At 58.8% G+C, this 20067-nt stretch carries 21 protein-coding genes; 14 read left to right on the forward strand and 7 right to left on the reverse strand.

All coding sequences use genetic code 11. The annotated features are described in order from the left end of the window. Positions 1-120 precede the first annotated feature (120 nt). A complete protein-coding gene (locus AC1Q6I_RS27330; RefSeq protein ID WP_010568046.1) occupies positions 121-558 on the reverse strand; it encodes a Z-ring associated ZapG family protein in 438 nt (145 codons plus the stop codon). A gap of 147 nt (positions 559-705) precedes the next feature. Between AC1Q6I_RS27330 and AC1Q6I_RS27335 the strand changes: the two genes are divergently transcribed. The 3 genes from AC1Q6I_RS27335 to zapE all read left to right on the forward strand — a co-directional run bounded on the left by AC1Q6I_RS27335 (position 706) and on the right by zapE (position 3889). After that, positions 706-1335, forward strand: a complete 630-nt coding sequence (locus AC1Q6I_RS27335) for an alpha/beta hydrolase (protein WP_102624982.1) — start codon at positions 706-708, stop codon at positions 1333-1335. 24 nt (positions 1336-1359) lie between these two features. After that, positions 1360-2715, forward strand: coding sequence for a tryptophan--tRNA ligase (locus AC1Q6I_RS27340; protein WP_102624981.1), 1356 nt, complete (start codon positions 1360-1362; stop codon positions 2713-2715). Positions 2716-2794: 79 nt separating this feature from the next. Continuing rightward, the gene (gene zapE, locus AC1Q6I_RS27345) at positions 2795-3889 is read left to right on the forward strand and encodes a cell division protein ZapE (RefSeq protein WP_024073425.1); all 1095 of its coding nucleotides are present in this window, start codon (positions 2795-2797) and stop codon (positions 3887-3889) included. A gap of 112 nt (positions 3890-4001) precedes the next feature. Here the strand turns inward: zapE and AC1Q6I_RS27350 are convergent, their stop codons facing one another. Beyond that, positions 4002-4922, reverse strand: a complete 921-nt coding sequence (locus tag AC1Q6I_RS27350; RefSeq protein ID WP_172831371.1) for a GlxA family transcriptional regulator — start codon at positions 4920-4922, stop codon at positions 4002-4004. 220 nt (positions 4923-5142) lie between these two features. Between AC1Q6I_RS27350 and AC1Q6I_RS27355 the strand changes: the two genes are divergently transcribed. Continuing rightward, positions 5143-6279, forward strand: a complete 1137-nt coding sequence (locus AC1Q6I_RS27355) for an acyl-CoA dehydrogenase family protein (RefSeq protein ID WP_024073427.1) — start codon at positions 5143-5145, stop codon at positions 6277-6279. Positions 6280-6416: 137 nt separating this feature from the next. On the opposite strand, the gene AC1Q6I_RS27360 is transcribed toward AC1Q6I_RS27355, so the two are convergent. Next, a complete protein-coding gene (locus AC1Q6I_RS27360) occupies positions 6417-7457 on the reverse strand; it encodes an NADP(H)-dependent aldo-keto reductase (RefSeq protein WP_024073428.1) in 1041 nt (346 codons plus the stop codon). 248 nt (positions 7458-7705) lie between these two features. On the opposite strand from AC1Q6I_RS27360, the gene rplM reads away from it, so the two are divergent. The 7 genes from rplM (at position 7706) to AC1Q6I_RS27395 (ending at position 12589) form a co-directional block, all read left to right on the forward strand. Continuing rightward, positions 7706-8134 (forward strand): 50S ribosomal protein L13, encoded by a 429-nt coding sequence (gene rplM / locus AC1Q6I_RS27365; RefSeq protein ID WP_010568039.1) that lies wholly within the window; start codon positions 7706-7708, stop codon positions 8132-8134. Between the two features lie 14 nt (positions 8135-8148). Continuing rightward, complete coding sequence (gene rpsI, locus AC1Q6I_RS27370; protein WP_003171743.1) at positions 8149-8541, forward strand: 30S ribosomal protein S9; 393 nt, start codon at positions 8149-8151, stop codon at positions 8539-8541. Positions 8542-8807: 266 nt separating this feature from the next. Next, positions 8808-9401 (forward strand): ubiquinol-cytochrome c reductase iron-sulfur subunit, encoded by a 594-nt coding sequence (gene petA, locus AC1Q6I_RS27375; protein ID WP_024073429.1) that lies wholly within the window; start codon positions 8808-8810, stop codon positions 9399-9401. Continuing rightward, positions 9401-10612, forward strand: coding sequence for a cytochrome b (locus AC1Q6I_RS27380; protein ID WP_003171746.1), 1212 nt, complete (start codon positions 9401-9403; stop codon positions 10610-10612). The genes petA and AC1Q6I_RS27380 overlap by 1 nt, the downstream gene beginning before the upstream one ends. Next, complete coding sequence (locus tag AC1Q6I_RS27385) at positions 10612-11388, forward strand: cytochrome c1 (RefSeq protein ID WP_024073430.1); 777 nt, start codon at positions 10612-10614, stop codon at positions 11386-11388. Before AC1Q6I_RS27380 ends, AC1Q6I_RS27385 begins: the two co-directional genes overlap by 1 nt. 146 nt (positions 11389-11534) lie before the next feature. Beyond that, positions 11535-12152, forward strand: a complete 618-nt coding sequence (locus AC1Q6I_RS27390; RefSeq protein WP_024073431.1) for a glutathione S-transferase N-terminal domain-containing protein — start codon at positions 11535-11537, stop codon at positions 12150-12152. A gap of 17 nt (positions 12153-12169) precedes the next feature. Beyond that, a complete protein-coding gene (locus tag AC1Q6I_RS27395; RefSeq protein WP_024073432.1) occupies positions 12170-12589 on the forward strand; it encodes a ClpXP protease specificity-enhancing factor in 420 nt (139 codons plus the stop codon). Between the two features lie 65 nt (positions 12590-12654). Here AC1Q6I_RS27395 and AC1Q6I_RS27400 read toward each other — a convergent pair whose 3' ends face one another. Further along, positions 12655-14244: a glucan 1,4-alpha-maltotetraohydrolase domain-containing protein gene (locus tag AC1Q6I_RS27400; protein ID WP_024073433.1), complete on the reverse strand. Its 1590-nt coding sequence runs from the start codon at positions 14242-14244 to the stop codon at positions 12655-12657. 231 nt (positions 14245-14475) lie between these two features. Between AC1Q6I_RS27400 and AC1Q6I_RS27405 the strand changes: the two genes are divergently transcribed. Beyond that, positions 14476-15225, forward strand: coding sequence for a FadR/GntR family transcriptional regulator (locus AC1Q6I_RS27405; protein ID WP_024073434.1), 750 nt, complete (start codon positions 14476-14478; stop codon positions 15223-15225). Between the two features lies 1 nt (position 15226). Here the strand turns inward: AC1Q6I_RS27405 and AC1Q6I_RS27410 are convergent, their stop codons facing one another. From AC1Q6I_RS27410 to AC1Q6I_RS27420, 3 genes are all read right to left on the reverse strand, one after another. After that, complete coding sequence (locus AC1Q6I_RS27410; protein WP_024073435.1) at positions 15227-15436, reverse strand: hypothetical protein; 210 nt, start codon at positions 15434-15436, stop codon at positions 15227-15229. A 220-nt stretch (positions 15437-15656) separates the two neighbouring features. After that, the gene (locus tag AC1Q6I_RS27415) at positions 15657-16031 is read right to left on the reverse strand and encodes a hypothetical protein (RefSeq protein WP_024073436.1); all 375 of its coding nucleotides are present in this window, start codon (positions 16029-16031) and stop codon (positions 15657-15659) included. 136 nt (positions 16032-16167) lie between these two features. Further along, positions 16168-17322 carry a phospholipase gene (locus tag AC1Q6I_RS27420; protein ID WP_102624980.1) on the reverse strand — a complete coding sequence of 385 codons (1155 nt, stop codon included), beginning with the start codon at positions 17320-17322 and terminating at the stop codon, positions 16168-16170. 234 nt (positions 17323-17556) lie between these two features. On the opposite strand from AC1Q6I_RS27420, the gene kdgD reads away from it, so the two are divergent. Further along, positions 17557-18468 (forward strand): 5-dehydro-4-deoxyglucarate dehydratase, encoded by a 912-nt coding sequence (gene kdgD, locus AC1Q6I_RS27425; RefSeq protein WP_024073438.1) that lies wholly within the window; start codon positions 17557-17559, stop codon positions 18466-18468. A 54-nt stretch (positions 18469-18522) separates the two neighbouring features. Beyond that, positions 18523-19968 (forward strand): aldehyde dehydrogenase family protein, encoded by a 1446-nt coding sequence (locus AC1Q6I_RS27430; protein ID WP_102624979.1) that lies wholly within the window; start codon positions 18523-18525, stop codon positions 19966-19968. The last annotated feature ends 99 nt before the right edge of the window (positions 19969-20067 follow it).

A 20067-nucleotide genomic window follows, 5' to 3' on the forward strand; every position in this document is an offset into this window, starting at 1 on the left:
ATGGCCTCCAAAAACAAAACACCCTGCGAAAGCGTAGCCCTCGCAGGGTGTGGGGGTGACCATCTCATTAGCCCGGCTGATCATCGATCAGCCGGGCTTTTTTACAGCGCTCGAAAAGGCTTACTTCTTCAAGCCGTAATGCTCATCCAGCATGCCTGGGGCGTTCGGCGTCTTTGGCGCGTAGTCCCGTGGCGGCTCCTGGTTTTCCCGTGGCGGGGTCAGGCGCTCCCGTGGGGTTTGCGGTGCATCGGAATGCAGCGCGGCCAGCAGGCGCTGACGGGTGATGTCGTCGAGTGCCAGGCGGTTGGCGCCATCGGCGAGGTGATCCTGTACTTCCTGGTAGCTCTGGGTGAGCTTTTTGACCAGGGTCGCGGTGGTGTTGAAGTGGGTAACAACCTCGTTCTGATAACTGTCAAAACGTTCCTGGATGTCATCCAACTGACGCTGCGTGCGGTTAGGCGCGGCATTCGGCAGAAGGCGAGCAACCAGGAATCCAATGGCGACACCGGCAACCAGGGCAAGAGTCGGCAACAACCAAACTAAGAGCGAGTGTTCCACGAGTCCTTCCTCTATAAACGGCTTTGCTTTACGTTAACGGCTCGGACCTGCGCTGTATACCGCGATTAAGCTCGCAATGATGCCATGCACAGACTTTTAGCTAGACGAGTCGACCCCTTGAGAGGTCACGGAGTTCATTCCTTGCTCATGCGTGAAACCCCCGTTTTGATCGATGGCCCAGTAGGCCAGTTGGAAGCCTTGTACCTGGATCACCCCGAGCCACGTGGCCTGGCGCTGATCTGCCACCCTAACCCGGTACAGGGTGGGACCATGCTCAATAAAGTCGTATCGACCCTGCAACGCACTGCCCGCGATGCCGGTTTGATTACTTTGCGTTTTAATTACCGTGGCGTGGGTGCCAGCGCCGGCACGCACGATATGGCCACCGGTGAAGTCGATGATGCCGAAGAGGCCGCCGCCTGGCTGCGAGAAAAACACCCGGACCTGCCGATCACCCTGCTTGGGTTTTCTTTCGGTGGTTATGTGGCGGCCAGCCTGGGCGGTCGCCTGGAAGCCAAGGGCGAAAAGCTCGCGCACCTGTTCATGGTCGCCGCGGCAGTGATGCGCTTGCGTGATACTGACGTGTTGCCTCAAGGCTGCCCATTGACCCTGATCCAGCCGGAAACCGACGAAGTGGTCGACCCGCAGACCGTCTACGATTGGTCCGCCGCCCTGAAACGTCCCCATGAGCTGCTGAAAGTGGCAGAATGCGGACACTTTTTTCATGGCAAGCTGACCGATCTCAAGGATCTGGTACTGCCGCGCCTCTCGAATTGATAGCAGTCTGACAAGCGATTACCCATGACGACTCGTACCCGTATCCTCACCGGCATCACCACCACTGGCACGCCGCACCTGGGCAACTACGCCGGTGCGATTCGCCCGGCGATCCTCGCCAGCCAGGACGCCAATGCTGATTCCTTCTACTTCCTGGCCGACTACCACGCCCTGATCAAGTGCGATGACCCGCAGCGAATCCAGCGCTCGCGCATGGAAATCGCCGCGACCTGGCTGGCCGGTGGCCTGGATGTGGACCGGGTGACTTTCTATCGCCAGTCCGACATCCCGGAAATCCCCGAGTTGACCTGGCTGCTGACCTGCGTTGCCGCCAAGGGCCTGCTCAATCGCGCCCATGCCTACAAGGCGTCGGTGGACAAGAACGTGGAAACCGGCGAAGACCCGGATGCGGGCATCACCATGGGCCTGTACAGCTACCCGGTGCTGATGGCGGCGGACATCCTGATGTTCAATGCACACAAGGTGCCGGTGGGACGCGACCAGATCCAGCACGTGGAGATGGCGCGCGACATCGGCCAGCGCTTCAACCACCTGTTCGGCAACGGCAAGGAGTTCTTCACCATGCCCGAGGCGTTGATCGAGGAAAGCGTCGCCACGTTGCCGGGCCTGGATGGCCGCAAGATGTCGAAGAGCTACGACAACACCATCCCGTTGTTCACCAGCGCCAAGGACATGAAAGACGCCATTTCGCGGATCGTCACCGACTCCCGCGCGCCCGGCGAAGCCAAGGACCCGGACAACTCGCACTTGTTCACCCTCTACCAGGCGTTTGCCAGCAAGGCCCAGGAAGAAGCGTTCCGCGCTGAACTGCTGCAAGGCCTGGGCTGGGGCGAGGCGAAGAATCGTCTGTTCCAGCTGCTGGACGGCCAGTTGGGCGAAGCCCGCGAGCGCTATCACCAGTTGATGGCGCGACCGTCGGATATGGAAGACCTGCTGCTGGTGGGAGCCAAGAAAGCCCGCGCCGTGGCCGCGCCGTTCCTCGCCGAGTTGCGTGAGGCGGTGGGCCTGCGTTCTTTCGTGAACCAGGCCGCGGCACCTGTGAGCACCAAGAAGAAAACGGCGAAAGCCGCGCGTTTCGTCAGCTTCCGTGAAGACGACGGCAGCTTCCGGTTCCGCTTGCTGGCGGCTGATGGCGAGCAGTTGCTGCTGTCGCGCAACTTTGCTGACGGCAAGGCCGCCGGCGCGGTGACCAAACAACTGCAGAGCGGTAACGCGCTGGATATACGCACCGAAGCCCTGGGTTTCAGCGTATGGCTGGACGGCGCTGCAGTGGCCGACAGCGCGTCATTTGCCGACGACGCAGCGCGTGATGCCGCCATCGAAGCCTTGCGCGTCGCGTTGACCCCCCTCGAGGATTAACCCGACCAAGGGTTGATTGCCATTATCCAGGGCCGTCGTTACAGTGACGGCCCGTTTTTGTTGCCTTGCTAACGAAATTATGACGCCCCTAGAACGATATCAAGCTGATCTGAAACGCCCCGAGTTCTTCCACGACGCTGCCCAGGAAACGGCGGTGCGTCATTTGCAGCGCCTGTATGACGACCTGGTCGCGGCCTCGCAAAGCAAGCCTGGGATGCTCAGCAAGCTGTTTGGCAAGAAAGACCGCACGCCGGTCAAGGGCCTGTACTTCTGGGGTGGCGTGGGCCGGGGCAAGACGTACCTGGTGGACACCTTCTTCGAAGCGCTGCCGTTCAAGGAAAAGGTCCGGACGCACTTCCACCGCTTCATGAAGCGCGTGCACGAAGAGATGAAGACCCTGCCGGGCGAAAAAAACCCGCTGACCATCATCGCCAAGCGGTTCTCCGAAGAAGCGCGGGTGATCTGCTTCGACGAGTTCTTCGTCTCCGACATCACCGACGCCATGATCCTTGGCACCCTGATGGAAGAACTGTTCAAGAATGGGGTGACCTTGGTCGCGACGTCGAACATCGTGCCCGACGGTTTGTACAAGGACGGTCTGCAACGCGCGCGGTTCCTGCCGGCCATTGCGCTGATCAAGCAGAACACCGATATCGTCAACGTCGACAGCGGTGTCGACTACCGCCTGCGGCACCTTGAGCAAGCCGAGCTGTTCCACTTCCCGCTGAACGACGCGGCGCACGAAAGCCTGCGCAAAAGCTTCCGAGCCCTCACGCCGGAATGCACCCAGGCGGTGGAAAACGATAAGTTGATCATCGAAAACCGTGAAATCATTGCGCTGCGCACCTGTGACGACGTGGCCTGGTTCGATTTCCGCGAGCTGTGCGACGGCCCGCGCAGCCAGAACGACTACATCGAGCTGGGCAAGATCTTCCATGCGGTGATCCTGAGCGGCGTGGAGCAGATGAGCGTCACCACCGACGACATTGCGCGGCGCTTTATCAACATGGTCGACGAGTTCTATGACCGTAACGTCAAGTTGATCATCTCGGCGGAAGTCGAGCTCAAGGACCTCTACACCGGCGGCCGCTTGAACTTCGAATTCCAGCGCACCTTGAGCCGCTTGCTGGAAATGCAGTCCCACGAGTTCCTGTCGCGGGCGCACAAACCCTAGGACCGACACCGTAAAAAATGTGGGAGGGGGCTTGCCCCCGATAGCGGTCTTTCAGTAACAGATGCACTGACTGATCCACCGCTATCGGGAGCAAGCCCCCTCCCATATTTGCTTACGCAGCCTGTTGGAACTGCTGGCGGTACTGGTTCGGCGACAGCTCGGTGTGCTGCCTGAACAACCGCGCAAAGAAACTCGCGTCGTCGTAACCCACCTCATAACTGATGGTCTTGATGCTCTTGCGGCTGCCCGAGAGCAAGCCCTTGGCGGTCTCGATGCGCAGGCGTTGCAGGTAATGCAGCGGCTTGTCGCCGGTAGCGGTCTGGAAGCGGCGCATGAAGTTGCGGATGCTCATCCCGTGTTCCCGGGCGACGTCCTCGAAGCGGAACTTATCGGCGAAGTGTTCTTCGAGCCAGTGCTGGATCTGCAGGATGATCACGTCCTGGTGCAGTTTCTGCCCGCCGAAACCGATACGCCCCGGCGCATAGCTGCGCTGTACTTCGTAGAGGATGTCCCGGGCCACGGCCTGGGCGATGTTGGCGCCGCAGAAGCGTTCGATCAAATAGATGTAGAGGTCGCAGGCCGAAGTGGTGCCGCCGGCGCAGTAGAGGTTGTCGGCGTCGGTGAGGTGCTTGTCCTGGTTGAGCTGGACCTGGGGGAAGCGTTCGCTGAAGGCATTGAAGAACCGCCAGTAGGTGGTCGCCTCCTTGCCATCGAGCAAACCGGCCTCGGCCAGCCAGAACACTCCAGTGGCCTCGCCGCAAAGTACGGCGCCACGGGTATGTTGTTCGCGCAGCCACGGCAGCACTTGCGGGTAGCGTGTGCACAGGGTGTCGAAGTCATCCCAGAAGGCCGGCAGCACGATGATGTCGGCATCTTCGAGGCCGCCGTCCACCGGCATGATCACATCACTGAAGCTGCGCACCGATTGTCCATCGGGGCTGACCAGGCGCGTTTCAAACCCTGGCGTCAGGCCCAGGCCTTGTTGCTTGCCGTAACGCAGGCTGGCGAGGTGGAAGAAGTCCTTGGCTTGCATGAGGGTTGAAGCGAACACCCGATCAATGGCCAAAATGCTGACGCGCCGCAGGGGCGTGGAGATTTGGTTAGACATAATTTCATTTATTCTTATAGGGGAAAGTGGTCACCAGACGGCTGGATCGTCTTATTTTTTGTCGCATGTGTCCAGTGTCCCGTGACGCCTTCGCGGCATAGGCTCTGTGGTTCGTCTTTGTCCGACAATCCACGCAGGTGACTCCATGATCCCCAGAACGTTGTTCAGCCCGGAACACGAACTCTTCCGCCAGAGCGTGCGCACCTTCCTTGAAAAAGACGCCGCGCCGTTCCATGGGCAATGGGAGAAACAGGGTTACATCGACCGCAAGCTGTGGAGCAAGGCGGGGGAGGCGGGGATGCTGTGTTCCCATCTACCGGAAGCATACGGCGGCCTGGGCGCGGACTTTCTCTACAGTGCGGTGGTGATCGAAGAGATCAGCCGCCTGGGGCTGACCGGTATCGGTTTTTCCCTGCATTCGGACATTGTCGCGCCGTACATCCTGCATTACGGCAGCGAGGCGTTGAAGCACAAATACCTGCCCAAATTGATCTCCGGCGAGATGGTCACGGCCATCGCGATGACCGAGCCGGGCGCCGGGTCCGATCTGCAAGGGGTCAAGACCAGCGCCGTTTTGGACGGTGATGAATACGTGATCAACGGCTCCAAGACCTTTATCACCAATGGCTTTCTCGCCGATCTGGTCATTGTGGTCGCCAAGACCGACCCCAAGGCCGGCGCCAAGGGCACCAGCCTGTTTGTGGTCGAGGCTGATACACCGGGCTTCGATAAGGGCAAGCGCCTGGAGAAAGTCGGCATGAAGGCCCAGGACACCTCGGAGTTGTTCTTCCAGGACGTGCGGGTGCCCAAGGAAAACCTGCTGGGCCAGGCGGGCATGGGCTTCGCTTATTTGATGCAGGAGCTGCCCCAGGAACGCTTGACCGTCGCGATTGGAGCGCTGTCGTCAGCCGAAGCGGCATTGCAATGGACGCTTGACTACACCCGAGAGCGCAAAGCCTTCGGCAAGGCGATTGCCGACTTCCAGAACACCCGGTTCAAGCTGGCGGAGATGGCCACCGAGATTCAGATCGGCCGGGTATTCGTAGACAAATGCATGGCGCTGCACCTGGAGGGCAAGCTCGATGTGCCGACGGCGGCGATGGCCAAGTACTGGGCCACGGACCTGCAATGCAAGGTGCTCGACGAGTGCGTGCAACTGCACGGTGGCTATGGGTTCATGTGGGAATACCCGATTGCCCGGGCCTGGGCGGATGCGCGGGTGCAGCGGATTTATGCCGGGACCAATGAAATCATGAAAGAGATCATTGCGCGGGCGCTTTGATTTTTTGCGGGTCTTGAATGCGTCATCGGGGGGCAAGTCGAATCGTCGCACCGCCCCTCCCACACTTGGAATGCATTCCAATGTGGGAGGGGCGGTGCGACGATTCGACTTGCCCCCGATAGCGCTCTACAGATCAATCAAGGCGCCGGATTCGGATGATCCTTCTGAATCGCCTCAATCCCTTCCAGTACGTCCTTCGACAGCTTCAGATCGGCACTGGCGATGTTGCTGTCCAGTTGCTCCAGCGACGTTGCGCCAATAATGTTGCTGGTCACGAACGGCTGTTGCGTCACAAAGGCCAGGGCCATTTGCGCCGGGTCCAGGCCGTGTTCGCGGGCCAGTGCCACATAACGGCTGCACGCCGCTTCCGACTGTGGATTGAAGTAGCGGCTGAAGCGGCTGTATTCCGTCAGGCGCGCTTTTGCCGGGCGCGCGCCACCTTCGTACTTGCCACTGAGCATGCCGAACGCCAGGGGTGAATAGGCCAGCAGACCGCATTGTTCACGAATGGCGATTTCCGCCAGGCCCACTTCAAAGCTGCGGTTAAGCAGGTTGTAGGGGTTCTGGATCGACACCGCGCGGGTCCAGCCGCGCGCTTCGGCCAGGGCCAGGAACTTCATGGTGCCCCACGGGGTTTCGTTGGACAGGCCGATGTGACGGATTTTGCCGGCCTTCACTTGTTCGTCCAGTGCTTCGAGGGTCTCTTCCAGCGGCGTCAGGTCGTCTTCGTCCTTGTGCTTGTAGCTCAGTTGGCCGAAGAAGTTGGTGCTGCGCTCTGGCCAGTGCAATTGGTAGAGGTCGATCCAGTCGGTCTGCAGGCGCTTGAGGCTGGCATCCAGGGCTTCGACGATGTGCCTGCGGTTATGGCGCAGGTGGCCACCGCGGATGTAGTCGATGGTGTTGCCGGGGCCGGCGACCTTGCTGGCGAGGATCCAGTCGGCACGGTCGCCGCGGCTCTTGAAGTAATTACCGATGTACCGCTCGGTGGTGGCGTAGGTATCGGCCTTGGGCGGCACCGGGTACATTTCGGCGGTGTCGAGGAAGTTGATCCCTGCGGCCTTGGCCCGTTCGATCTGTGCAAAGGCCTCTGCCTCGCTGTTCTGCTCACCCCAGGTCATGGTGCCCAAGGCTATCGCGCTCACGTTCAGATCGGTCCGGCCCAGCTGTCGATAATCCATCGGGTACTCCTTCAGGGAAAACAATCATAAAAGCAGGTTGAATTTTTTTTCGCAATCTGCATAATTGCCCACCTCTTTCTGCAGTGGAAGTGATGCGCCGCCTGCCGAAGAATCTTGCCGTTGAACGGACGCGCCGACCCGAGCCCCCGATAGCGTCTGTATCCGGCTGCCTTTGACTTGTCAAAGTACGCACTATTCAGTAAGATCCGCCGTCTAATTTACAGGGCGGCCCCTGAGGCTATTAAAGAATGACAACTTTTACTGCAAAACCGGAAACAGTTCAGCGCGACTGGTTTGTCGTCGACGCCGCTGGTCAGACTCTGGGTCGTCTGGCCACTGAAGTCGCCAGCCGTCTGCGTGGCAAGCACAAGCCTGAGTACACTCCTCACGTTGATACCGGTGACTACATCGTGATCATCAACGCTGAGCAGGTACGTGTTACCGGCAACAAAGCGCAAGACAAAATGTACTACCGTCACTCCGGTTTCCCAGGCGGCATCAAGTCTTCCAATTTCGAAGGCCTGATCGCTAAAAAGCCTGAGGCCCCGATTGAAATCGCGGTTAAAGGCATGCTGCCGAAGGGCCCACTGGGTCGCGATATGTTTCGCAAGCTGAAAGTCTATGCGGGCGCTGCTCACCCTCATGCTGCTCAGCAGCCCCAAGAACTGAAGTTTTAACGGAATAGTTCATTATGTCGGCGACTCAAAATTACGGCACTGGCCGTCGCAAAACCGCAACCGCACGCGTTTTCCTGCGTCCGGGCACTGGTAACATCTCGATCAACAACCGCACCCTGGACAACTTCTTCGGCCGCGAAACTGCCCGCATGGTAGTTCGTCAGCCGCTGGAATTGACCGAGACTGTTGAAAAGTTCGACATCTACGTCACTGTTATCGGTGGCGGTGTAAGTGGTCAAGCTGGCGCAATCCGCCACGGTATCACTCGCGCTCTGATGCAGTACGACGAAACCCTGCGTGGCGCTCTGCGCAAAGCTGGCTTCGTGACTCGTGATGCCCGTGAAGTTGAACGTAAGAAAGTCGGTCTGCGTAAAGCGCGTAAGCGTCCGCAGTACTCGAAGCGTTAATTCGCTTTACGTTCCACAAAAACGCCCAGCCTCCTCACGGAGCTGGGCGTTTTTTATTACCTGCGATTTATGCACAAATTTCAGCGTGACAACTTGCCACATCCGTAGACCCCCTATACTACAAGGCCTGGAGCTGGAGCTCCGGGTAATTCCCTTGTCAGAGGTGGGGCTTTTCATTACCATTCGGCAAAATTTTTATAAGTTCAGATTTAATACTTAGTAGACGCCTGATTTAACAGGCCAAAAAGCTGATGGGAGAGGACTGAATGAGCAATGACGGCGTGAATGCAGGCCGGCGTCGCTTCTTGGTAGCAGCCACATCCGTGGTGGGTGCTGCAGGAGCGGTGGGGGCTGCGGTCCCGTTCGTGGGGTCATGGTTTCCCAGTGCCAAGGCGAAAGCCGCAGGTGCACCGGTGAAGGTGAATATCAGCAAGATCGAACCAGGTCAGCAGATGATTGCTGAATGGCGCGGCCAGCCGGTGTTCATTGTTCGTCGTACAGAGGAAATCCTGGGAAATCTGAAAAAGATCGAAGGCCAGTTGTCTGACCCCAAATCTGAGAAATCCGACCAACCCGCCTACGCCAAAAACGAAGTACGTTCGATCAAGCCAGAGATTCTGTTGCTGGTCGGTCTGTGTACCCACCTGGGTTGCTCACCAACCTTCCGCCCGGAAGTCGCCCCTGTCGATCTGGGCAAGGACTGGGTTGGCGGTTATTTCTGTCCGTGCCACGGTTCTCACTACGACTTGGCCGGTCGTGTCTACAAGTCTCAGCCTGCTCCCTTGAACCTGCCCGTGCCTCCGCATAACTACGAATCTAACGACATCATTGTCATTGGTCTCGATAAGGAGAACGCGTGATGAGCAAGTTCATGGATTGGGTGGATGCACGCTTCCCCGCCACTAAAATGTGGGAAGACCATCTCAGCAAGTACTACGCCCCGAAGAACTTCAACTTCTTCTACTTCTTTGGTTCCCTGGCACTGCTGGTGCTGGTCAACCAGATCGTCACCGGTGTCTGGTTGACGATGAGCTATACCCCCTCGGCGGAAGAGGCGTTTGCTTCCGTCGAATACATCATGCGTGACGTCGAGTACGGCTCGATCCTGCGCCTGCTGCACTCCACGGGCGCCTCGGCGTTCTTCATCGTGGTCTACCTGCATATGTTCCGTGGCTTGCTCTACGGTTCGTACCAGAAGCCTCGTGAGCTGGTGTGGGTGTTCGGCATGCTGATCTACCTGGCGCTGATGGCTGAAGCCTTCATGGGCTACCTGCTGCCGTGGGGCCAGATGTCGTACTGGGGCGCGCAGGTGATCATCTCGCTGTTCGGTGCTATCCCGGTGATCGGCAACGACCTGACCCAGTGGATCCGGGGTGACTACCTGATCTCCGGCATCACCCTGAACCGCTTCTTCGCCTTGCACGTAGTGGCCTTGCCGATCGTGATTCTCGGCCTGGTGGTGCTGCATATCCTGGCGCTGCACGAAGTGGGTTCGAACAACCCGGATGGTGTGGACATCAAGAAGCACAAGGACGAGAACGGCATCCCGCTGGACGGCATCCCGTTCCACCCGTACTACACCGTGAAAGATATCGTCGGCGTGGTCGTGTTCCTGTTCGTGTTCTGCTCGATCGTGTTCTTTTTCCCGGAGATGGGTGGTTATTTCCTGGAAAAACCTAACTTCGAACAGGCCAACGCCTTCAAGACACCCGAGCACATTGCCCCGGTCTGGTACTTCACGCCGTTCTACGCGATCTTGCGGGCGATTCCCGACAAGCTCATGGGCGTGATCGCCATGGGCGCGGCCATTGCGGTGCTGTTCGTGCTGCCGTGGCTCGACAGAAGCCCGGTCAAGTCCATGCGCTACAAGGGCTGGCTGAGCAAGATCTGGCTGTGGGTGTTCTGCATCGCGTTCGTGATCCTGGGTGTACTGGGCGTGTTGGCGCCGACTCCTGAGCGTACGCTGCTGTCGCAGGTCTGCACCTTCCTGTATTTCGCCTACTTCATTCTGATGCCGTTCTATACCCGGCTCGAGAAGACCAAACCGGTTCCGGAAAGGGTGACTGGCTGATGAAAAAGTTATTCGTTGCATTGATGCTTGCGGCGCTGCCGCTACTGTCCTTCGCTGCCGAGCATGGCCCGGAGCTGGAAAAAGTCGCTATCGACGTGTCTGACAAGGCTGCCCTGCAGGACGGCGCGCGTACGTTCGCCAACTACTGCATGGGCTGCCACAGCGCCAAGTTCCAGCGCTATGAGCGCGTGGCCGATGACCTGGGCATTCCCCATGAGGTAATGCTCGACAAGCTGGTGTTCACCGGCGCCAAGATCGGCGACCACATGAACATCGGCATGCAGCCGGCTGACGCCAAGACCTGGTTCGGTGCTGCACCGCCTGACCTGACCCTGGTTGCGCGCGTTCGCGGCACCGACTGGCTCTATGGCTACCTGAAGTCCTTCTACGAAGACCCGGCACGTCCTTGGGGTGTGAACAACCGAGTGTTCCCGAACGTCGGCATGCCTAACGTTCTGGTCGGCCTGCAAGGCAAGCAAGTGGTAGGATGCAAGCAGGTTCAGGTCGTTGAAGACGGCAAGAAGCAATACGATCCGTTGACCGGCACGCCTTTGACCCATGAAGCGTGCGATCAGCTGAAGATAGATACCCCCGGTGCACTGACTGACGAGCAGTTCGACGAGAAGGTCAAGAACCTGGTGACCTTCCTGGCCTACTCGGCCAACCCGGTCAAACTGCAGCACCAGCGCATTGGTACTTACGTCTTGCTCTACCTGGCCTTCTTCTTCGTATTCGCCTATCTGCTCAAACGCGAATACTGGAAGGATGTGCATTGATCCAACCGTAAGCAATTGCTGTTAATCTTGCGCGCCCAGCGGCATCTCTGAACCGTAGCGACCTGGACTCCAGGTACTACAGAGACGCTCTCTGGGCGCGCTCGTTTTTGAGCTTTCGATAATTTCAACAAGCGAGGAGGACCGCCATGGGCGTGACCAACCGGTTGGCCTGTTACTCCGACCCCGCCGACCACTATTCCCACCGAGTACGCATCGTGCTCGCAGAGAAGGGTGTCAGCGCCGAGATCATCAGTGTGGAAGCGGGACGTCATCCGCCGAAACTGATCGAAGTGAACCCTTACGGCAGCTTGCCCACCCTGGTCGATCGCGACCTGGCGTTGTGGGAGTCAACCGTGGTGATGGAATACTTGGATGAGCGTTACCCGCATCCCCCTTTGCTGCCGGTGTACCCGGTGGCGCGTGCCAACAGCCGCCTGCTGATCCATCGGATCCAGCGTGACTGGTGCGGGCTGGTGGATGTGATTCTGGATACCCGCAGCAAAGAAGCGGCACGTGTGCAGGCGCGTAAGGAATTGCGCGAGAGCCTGACCGGTGTTTCGCCGTTGTTCGCCGACAAACCTTTTTTCCTCAGCGAGGAACAAAGCTTGGTGGATTGCTGCCTATTACCGATACTCTGGCGTTTGCCGATTCTCGGTATTGAACTGCCGCGGCCGGCCAAGCCGTTGCTTGATTACATGGAGCGCCAGTTTGCGCGTGAGGCTTTCCAGGCAAGTCTGTCTGGTGTCGAACGCGATATGCGCTAAGGCTTAAGGAGCCGCTGATGAACTCCAGTCGACCCTACCTGGTCCGCGCGCTCTACGAGTGGATTGTGGACAACGATTGCACCCCGCACATGCTGGTCAATTCCGAATTTCCTGCGGTGCAGGTACCGCAGGGGTTTGCCAGTGATGGGCAGATTGTGTTGAACGTATCGCCCAGTGCAGTGCGCCACCTGCACATGGACAACGAAGCGGTGAGCTTCGAAGGGCGTTTCGGCGGCGTGCCGCATACGCTGTTCGTGCCGATCGGCGCCATCCTCGGGATTTACGCCCGGGAAAATGGCCAAGGCATGGTCTTTGATCTGGAATCCCCTTTCGAGGACGATGAAACGATCGAAAGCGAAGACGGCGATGATGTGCCACCACCGGATTCAGAGCCGCCGCGTCCAAGCGGTCGGCCGAGTCTGAAAGTGGTGAAGTAAGCCCCTGTAGCCAGCAGGCGAATAGGGGAATGCCTCGGCTTTGGCCGAGGCATTTTTTTGGACGATCAAAAGTGCCCCACGCTTTCGGTTTGAGTGCCTGGCGAGGCACGGTTATTGGGGTCGGCTTGCCAGTCAACCTGATTGATGTTGTCGAGGCTGCGGATCACACATTTCCACTCGATGGCCTGCTGCGCCGGTAGCGTTACGATGCCGCTCCATCGATTAGGGGTGCTGGGTTGCAGGGGGATCGCATGAGCAGGGTCCCATGCGCTCAGTTCCAGCGGTGAACCGACGGCGTAGACCGCTTGCCTGTTCCCTGGCTGAGCGTTGTCGCAATGCAGCGTGAGGGGGACATCCTGTGCCGTCGTGGCGGTTTTCCAAATGCGGATGCGTTGCCCGTCGGCATTCATAACGGGGGTGAAGTCGTCGGGGACTTTGTTCAAGTCGGAGTCCAAGGCCATCAGTATCCGCTGTTGAGTGCCATTGGTGGCGGCCACCAGGCCGGAATATTGGGTCTGGAAACTGATCGGTGAGTCGGCCCTGATGCCGGCACTCTTGCGCAGGGCTATGAGCGTGCGGATCAGGTTGCCACGCCCCCAGTCATACATGGCGGGCCAGTACACGACGGGTATTCCGGGGGCTAGGAGGATGTAGGCGTACGCGAGGTTAATCATCGGATCGGGCAAAGGCCAATGATGTTGACCACCATATTGCCCCGGCGAATAACCGGTATCGTGATTGTCTACGAATGTAACGGCGATTTCGCGCCAAGACTTGACGGGGTTGCCGTTGAGGCCGTGGCGCCATTCGGCGATGCTGCCGTTTTGCATGCGCTCCTTGAGGGCGAAATCGAACACGGCGCAGTGCGAGCGATCCGACCAATCCTTGAGTGCGTCCTGCCAACTGGCCTTGCTGCGCCAGTCGCTGGCGGGGAATTCGCCGGGGCTCTTCCAGAACTCGCCGACACAGAACGCCTGGTCGTTGAAGTTTTTCATCCACAGGTCGACCCGCTCAGGTGAGTAACCGCGTACATAGTCGAAGCGCAAGTCGTGGGCGCTGTAATTGTCCCGCAGGTTGCGAAACTCCTGCATGAAGCGTGGTGAAACCTCTGGGCTGGCGGTATTGAGGTCCGCCGCACCGTCCTCGAATGGATCGCCTTCATCGCAATCGCTGGGGGGCGTGCAGTCATTGCGCCACAGTTTGTAGCCCCGGGGGAAGCGCACCATCACGCCGGGAATCTTGTCGTTCATGTGATTCGGCACCACGTCATACATAACCTGCACGCCGGCTCTCGTCAGGGCCGTGGCAGCTTGCTTGAGTTCAGCGTCGGTGCCGTACGCGCTGTTTTTATCGAAATCGTTCCAGTAGTAGCCTTCACCTCCGCCCGAAGTACCTTTGGCCGGATCGCTCCAGCTGGACTTATCCACCCACACGGGCGGTAACCAGATCTTGGTGAAACCGTCCTGGCCGATAACGGGGGCCATTCGGGCAAGCACTTGGTACCACTTTTCAGGTGTGTTGCGACTGGAGTTCCAGTGAAAGCCTTGCAGGATGATGTCTTCGCCGCCGCCATTACGCAGGGGCGACGGGGCCCCGGTAGCGAAGTTCGTCAGCAGGCTCAGGAGAACGGTGCAGTAGAGAAGTTTGCATTTCATGACGGGTCTCCTGTTGATCAAAACAGGTTTAACTCTGCGCGGTATCGGAGGCGGCGTCTGCTGTGAGAAATGACAGCTCGTCGAGACGTTTTTGCACTAATCCCCAGGACACAAATAGCTAAATCTATTATCGAGCGCGCAGGGTTTGATGAAAGTCATGCCAGGAACGGTGATCGTACAACCGCCATGGGCTATGATGCTTTCTCAGTTCACCCACAAAGATGACCCGATATGCAAAATGCCAACACCGCCCCTCGTCTTCCCCGCAAGCGCCGCAGCCTTGCCCAGGAATTGGTCACGGTGTTGTCCGAGCAAATCCGCGACGGCCAGCTCAAGCGTGGTGACAAATTGCCCACCGAGTCGGCGATCATGGAGGCCCATGGCGTCAGCCGCACCGTGGTGCGCGAAGCCATCTCGCGCCTGCAGGCGGCGGGGCAGGTCGAAACCCGCCACGGTATCGGCACCTTTGTGCTGGACACCCCAAGCCCGAGCGGTTTTCGCATTGATCCGGCCACGGTCGTGACCCTGCGTGATGTGCTGGCGATCCTGGAGTTGCGGATCAGCCTGGAAGTGGAGTCGGCAGGCCTGGCTGCGTTACGCCGCAGTGATGAACAGCTGGCGGCCATGCGTGCAGCCCTCGACGCGCTGAATGAGAGTGCGGCCCACGCCGGCGATGCGGTGGCCTCCGACTTCGCATTCCACCTGGAAATTGCCCTGTCCACCGGCAACCGCTACTTCACCGATATCATGACTCACCTGGGCACCAGCATCATTCCGCGTACCCGCCTGAATTCGGCGCGCCTGGCCCATGATGACCAGCAGCACTACATGAGCCGCCTGAGCCGCGAGCACGAAGAGATCTATGAAGCGATTGCCCGCCAGGATTCGGATGCGGCGCGGGCGGCCATGCGCTTGCATTTGACCAACAGCCGGGAGCGGCTGCGCCATGCCCATGAAGAAGCGGAGGCGCAGCGGGGATAAATCAAGGCTGAATGACGTCTACGTGTAATTCGATATCATTGATTTTGTCTTCTTCGGTGATGATGTATTTCTTGTGTACGACTATGAACACAACGTTGGGTAGAAGCGCGAATTCAAGCCAATCACCTATATTGATGAAGCGATCAAACGAGACCTCTCTCCTTGGAATTTTCAGGTTTGCGGGGAAGATGACCTGGTATTTGCTGTCCATGGATACCTCTGCGTATTGATGGGTTTCCACGTATTGGGGGCTCAATCCGAGCGCAGAGATACTGTGAGAAATCACAGTTCTGACAAACGGCAGGCTCCGTGTGCCGATTTATCTGCTGCTGTGCGCCGAGGGGTATCCGCGTCGATGGCGTCGAAATTTGACCAACACCGGGAGCGGCCGCGCCATGCCCATGAAGCGGCGGAGGCGCAGCGGGGTTGAGCTATGTGGTGATGGTCAGCGAAATCGGCTCAGAGATGATCTGCATGTTGGACTCACTCTGGGCTTTATAGCGTAGCAGCGTGGTTTGGTTCTTGAAGCGCAATAAATCCTGTTTTGGCACCTCGAGTTTCAGGTTCGAACGCCGTTGATATTGTTCCGTGTCCTTTTGCCATTCACCTGCGTCGATTTGGGCTCCCTCCCAAGCTGGCGCGTCCGAATTCGGGCCCAGGATCACGTACACCTTGCCCTTCGGAAAGAGCTCGGCATCGTTTGGAATGCTGACCACGAGCGGCCCTGTGAATGTGGAAAGGTTAACCTCTGCTTGGTCAAAGGGCCCTGTGATACGAATGTTCAGGCCGGGGACTGGATTCGTCATGATGAAATCTCCGTGGTTGTCACAGCGGTGGCCGGGTCAATTCAGGGGCCGGGTTTCTGGCCCCTGAGCAAACTTATCCACTGCAACGACATTGTCCGGAACTGTTAGAAATCCCAGTGTCGACAAACGGTATTCTTCAAGCTGGCGTATTCGGCTTGTAGTCCTTAAGCAACAAATACGTACTCCACCCCCACCAATCATTGGTCCAGTGCTTGTCGTTCAGGTCATTCACGTCCTTGCGCCGCAGTACCTTGTCCCCCTCCATCTTGAACAGTGGCGAGAAGTTGTTCGCCGGATTTTGCGCCGCGTTCAAATCTGGCACATGCAGCGGAGCCTTGAAGTTGGCCGGGGAGGGCGCTACGCCGCTGATAAAGGTCTCGAAGATTTCATCGGCTGAAGCCTGCACCGCACGTTTGACTTGCGTCCGGTTATCCGCGTCGATGGCGTCGAAGTAGCGTTTGTCGCCATACGCGTGCCACTGATCACCCAGGGCGTTGCGCACGTTGAGCCCGAACTTGCTGTCTTCGTCATGCATGAAACGGCTGATCAGCGAGCCCAGTTCGCCAGGTGTCACCACCGCTGCCAATTGTTTACGCGGGACCCGCAAGTGGCCTGCGGAGAACAGGTCGGTCAAGAAGTGATCAGCAAAACTGTTCATGGCATAGGCCAGTTCCAGTGCCTGGTCGGTGCCGGTTTGATGGGCGACAACGGCCTGTTGCAGGGCTGCCGTATGCCCGGCCAGGTACGCTGACAGCGCCCATTCGCCAAAGTGGTCGGCATTGTCCGCCGCCAACTTCAGGTAGCGGCCCAATGGGATCAATGCCGACACTGCGCTGCCACCACCGGTGATGCGGTTCCACTCTTCCGACAACGTATCACCCAGGGCGTCGTAGGCTTCATGGGCTTGCTTGCCATCCTTGATTGCCTGGTTGACCGCGTTTATCTCCTTTTGCATCACCGCGAGGATCTTGTGAGCTTCTTCCCGTGAGGCGGGCAAAACCGCCAGGGAGTTGAAGGCGGCGATGAAGCGTTGCACGCGTTCGGCTGCCGAGGCGCCATCGCTGATGGGCTGGCCGGGAACCCCATAAAAGTCACCGCCCAGTGCGATCACTTGGCCGTAGGTCAGCGCCAGGCCGTTGGGCAGGTGCAGCTCGACTTGTCGCGCGGGAATCGCCGGGGCGTCCTTGACGAAGCGCAACAGGGTGTCATCGCCGATGGCGGTGTGTTCGCCACCTTCGAAGCGCAGGGTAGGCGGGTTTTTGGTGGGTGCTGCGAGTTCAAGATCTGACATGTTAGCTCCTTGCTATGCCGTAGGAATCTTCCTTGATTACTGTATGTATATACAGCCATCCGGAGAATAGAGGAAAAAATTCCTACGTCAAGAAGGTGAGCCTCAGCACCCTGTGCAAGCACGATCGATGAATTACAGTTGACGAATTATTTTATAGTTGTACGATGACGTACGACATCAACAGAACCAACAACAACCTTTCGCCAGAAAATCTTTGCCCAGGGTGTTCGAATAATGAATCCACAAGAACTGAAGTCCATCCTCTCCCACGGTCTGCTGTCTTTCCCCGTGACCGATTTCAACGCCCAGGGTGACTTCCACCAGGCGGGCTATATCAAGCGCCTGGAATGGCTGGCGCCCTACGGCGCCACTGCGTTGTTCGCGGCCGGCGGCACCGGCGAGTTTTTCTCCCTCGCTGCCAGCGAATACTCCCAGGTGATCAAGACCGCCGTTGATACCTGCGCCACCAGCGTGCCGATCCTTGCCGGTGTCGGCGGTGCCACCCGCCAGGCCATTGAATACGCTCAGGAAGCTGAACGCCTGGGTGCCAAAGGCCTGCTGCTGCTGCCGCACTACCTCACCGAAGCCAGCCAGGACGGGGTTGCCGCCCACGTTGAAGCCGTGTGCAAATCGGTGAAAATCGGCGTGGTGGTCTACAACCGCAACGTCTGCCGCCTGACCGCGCCCTTGCTGGAACGTCTGGCCGAGCGCTGCCCGAACCTGATCGGCTACAAGGATGGCTTGGGTGACATCGAGTTGATGGTGTCGATCCGCCGTCGTCTCGGTGATCGTTTCAGCTACCTCGGCGGCCTGCCGACCGCAGAGGTTTACGCCGCTGCCTACAAGGCCCTGGGGGTGCCGGTGTACTCCTCGGCGGTGTTCAACTTCATCCCGAAAACCGCGATGGATTTCTACCACGCCATCGCCCGTGACGATCACGCCACTGTCGGCAAGATCATCGACGACTTCTTCCTGCCGTACCTGGACATCCGTAACCGCAAGGCCGGCTACGCCGTGAGCATCGTCAAGGCGGGTGCCAGGATCGTCGGCTACGACGCCGGCCCGGTGCGCACTCCACTGACCGACCTGCTGCCGGAAGAATACGAAGCCCTGGCCGCGCTGATCGACAAGCAAGGTCCGCAATAACTTATCTATAAGGCCGCTGAGCAATCAGCGGCCTTTTGCGTCAGGAGAAGATTCGTGTCCCAAGCCAAACGTTTTGAAAACTACATCAACGGTGAATGGGTAGCCGGTGCTGACTATTGCACCAATATCAACCCGTCGGAGTTGTCCGATGTGATTGGCGAATACGCCAAGGCTGATGTTGCCCAGGTCAACGCCGCCATTGATGCGGCCCGCGCTGCATTCCCTGCGTGGTCCACCTCCGGTATCCAGGCGCGGCATGACGCCCTGGATAAAGTCGGCAGCGAAATCCTTGCCCGCCGCGAAGAACTTGGCACCCTGCTGGCCCGGGAAGAGGGCAAGACCCTGCCTGAAGCCATCGGCGAAGTGACCCGCGCCGGTAACATCTTCAAGTTCTTTGCTGGCGAATGCCTGCGTTTGTCCGGTGACTACGTGCCGTCGGTGCGCCCGGGCGTCAACGTGGAAGTGACGCGCGAAGCCCTTGGTGTGGTCGGCCTGATCACCCCGTGGAACTTCCCGATTGCCATCCCCGCGTGGAAAATCGCCCCGGCCCTTGCCTACGGTAACTGCGTGGTGATCAAGCCGGCCGAACTGGTACCGGGCTGCGCCTGGGCCCTGGCGGAAATCATCTCCCGCGCCGGCTTCCCCGCCGGTGTGTTCAACCTGGTGATGGGCAGCGGTCGTGTGGTCGGCGATGTGTTGGTCAACAGCCCGAAAGTCGATGGCATCAGCTTCACCGGTTCCGTCGGTGTGGGCCGTCAGATCGCGGTCAGCTGTGTATCGCGCCAGGCCAAGGTGCAGTTGGAAATGGGCGGCAAGAACCCGCAGATCATCCTTGATGACGCCGACCTCAAGCAGGCCGTCGAGCTGTCGGTACAGAGCGCGTTCTACTCCACTGGCCAGCGTTGCACCGCCTCCAGCCGCTTGATTGTCACGGCCGGCATCCACGACCAGTTCGTTGCAGCCATGGCCGAGCGCATGAAGTCGATCCGGGTGGGGCACGCCCTGAAAAGCACTACCGACATCGGCCCGGTGGTTTCCCAGGCCCAGTTGGACCAGGACATGAAGTACATCGATATCGGCCAAAGCGAAGGCGCGCGGCTGGTGAGCGGTGGCGGCCTGGTGACCTGCGACACCGAAGGCTACTACCTGGCGCCGACCCTGTTTGCCGACAGCGAAGCCGCCATGCGTATCAGCCGTGAAGAGATCTTCGGCCCGGTGGCCAACGTGGTGCGCGTAGCGGACTACGAGGCGGCGCTGGCCATGGCCAACGACACCGAGTTCGGTCTGTCGGCGGGTATTGCCACCACGTCGTTGAAATACGCCAACCATTTCAAACGTCATTCCCAGGCCGGGATGGTGATGGTCAACCTGCCGACCGCCGGTGTGGACTATCACGTTCCATTTGGTGGCCGTAAGGGCTCATCCTACGGTTCGCGTGAGCAAGGTCGCTATGCGCAAGAGTTCTACACCGTGGTGAAAACCAGCTACATCGGTTCGTAATACGCAACATCCCCCTGTCAGGAGGGGGGCTGTCTTTCTGTAGGAGCGAGCTTGCTCGCGAAAAACCCAAGGGCTCCGCGTGCATCCCGAATGCCCGCG

It is taken from the genome of Pseudomonas sp. MPR-R2A5 (genome assembly GCF_058793055.1).

What these genes read in the sequence shown, in the direction of transcription:
- AC1Q6I_RS27335 (WP_102624982.1), top strand. Translation starts at nt 706, where the DNA reads ATGCGTGAAACCCCCGTTTTGATCGATGGCCCAGTAGGCCAGTTGGAA.
- AC1Q6I_RS27340 (WP_102624981.1), top strand. Translation starts at nt 1,360, where the DNA reads ATGACGACTCGTACCCGTATCCTCACCGGCATCACCACCACTGGCACG.
- zapE (WP_024073425.1), top strand. Translation starts at nt 2,795, where the DNA reads ATGACGCCCCTAGAACGATATCAAGCTGATCTGAAACGCCCCGAGTTC.
- AC1Q6I_RS27350 (WP_172831371.1), bottom strand. Translation starts at nt 4,922, where the DNA reads ATGCAAGCCAAGGACTTCTTCCACCTCGCCAGCCTGCGTTACGGCAAG.
- AC1Q6I_RS27355 (WP_024073427.1), top strand. Translation starts at nt 5,143, where the DNA reads ATGATCCCCAGAACGTTGTTCAGCCCGGAACACGAACTCTTCCGCCAG.
- AC1Q6I_RS27360 (WP_024073428.1), bottom strand. Translation starts at nt 7,457, where the DNA reads ATGGATTATCGACAGCTGGGCCGGACCGATCTGAACGTGAGCGCGATA.
- rplM (WP_010568039.1), top strand. Translation starts at nt 7,706, where the DNA reads ATGACAACTTTTACTGCAAAACCGGAAACAGTTCAGCGCGACTGGTTT.
- rpsI (WP_003171743.1), top strand. Translation starts at nt 8,149, where the DNA reads ATGTCGGCGACTCAAAATTACGGCACTGGCCGTCGCAAAACCGCAACC.
- petA (WP_024073429.1), top strand. Translation starts at nt 8,808, where the DNA reads ATGAGCAATGACGGCGTGAATGCAGGCCGGCGTCGCTTCTTGGTAGCA.
- AC1Q6I_RS27380 (WP_003171746.1), top strand. Translation starts at nt 9,401, where the DNA reads ATGAGCAAGTTCATGGATTGGGTGGATGCACGCTTCCCCGCCACTAAA.
- AC1Q6I_RS27385 (WP_024073430.1), top strand. Translation starts at nt 10,612, where the DNA reads ATGAAAAAGTTATTCGTTGCATTGATGCTTGCGGCGCTGCCGCTACTG.
- AC1Q6I_RS27390 (WP_024073431.1), top strand. Translation starts at nt 11,535, where the DNA reads ATGGGCGTGACCAACCGGTTGGCCTGTTACTCCGACCCCGCCGACCAC.
- AC1Q6I_RS27395 (WP_024073432.1), top strand. Translation starts at nt 12,170, where the DNA reads ATGAACTCCAGTCGACCCTACCTGGTCCGCGCGCTCTACGAGTGGATT.
- AC1Q6I_RS27400 (WP_024073433.1), bottom strand. Translation starts at nt 14,244, where the DNA reads ATGAAATGCAAACTTCTCTACTGCACCGTTCTCCTGAGCCTGCTGACG.
- AC1Q6I_RS27405 (WP_024073434.1), top strand. Translation starts at nt 14,476, where the DNA reads ATGCAAAATGCCAACACCGCCCCTCGTCTTCCCCGCAAGCGCCGCAGC.
- AC1Q6I_RS27410 (WP_024073435.1), bottom strand. Translation starts at nt 15,436, where the DNA reads ATGGACAGCAAATACCAGGTCATCTTCCCCGCAAACCTGAAAATTCCA.
- AC1Q6I_RS27415 (WP_024073436.1), bottom strand. Translation starts at nt 16,031, where the DNA reads ATGACGAATCCAGTCCCCGGCCTGAACATTCGTATCACAGGGCCCTTT.
- AC1Q6I_RS27420 (WP_102624980.1), bottom strand. Translation starts at nt 17,322, where the DNA reads ATGTCAGATCTTGAACTCGCAGCACCCACCAAAAACCCGCCTACCCTG.
- kdgD (WP_024073438.1), top strand. Translation starts at nt 17,557, where the DNA reads ATGAATCCACAAGAACTGAAGTCCATCCTCTCCCACGGTCTGCTGTCT.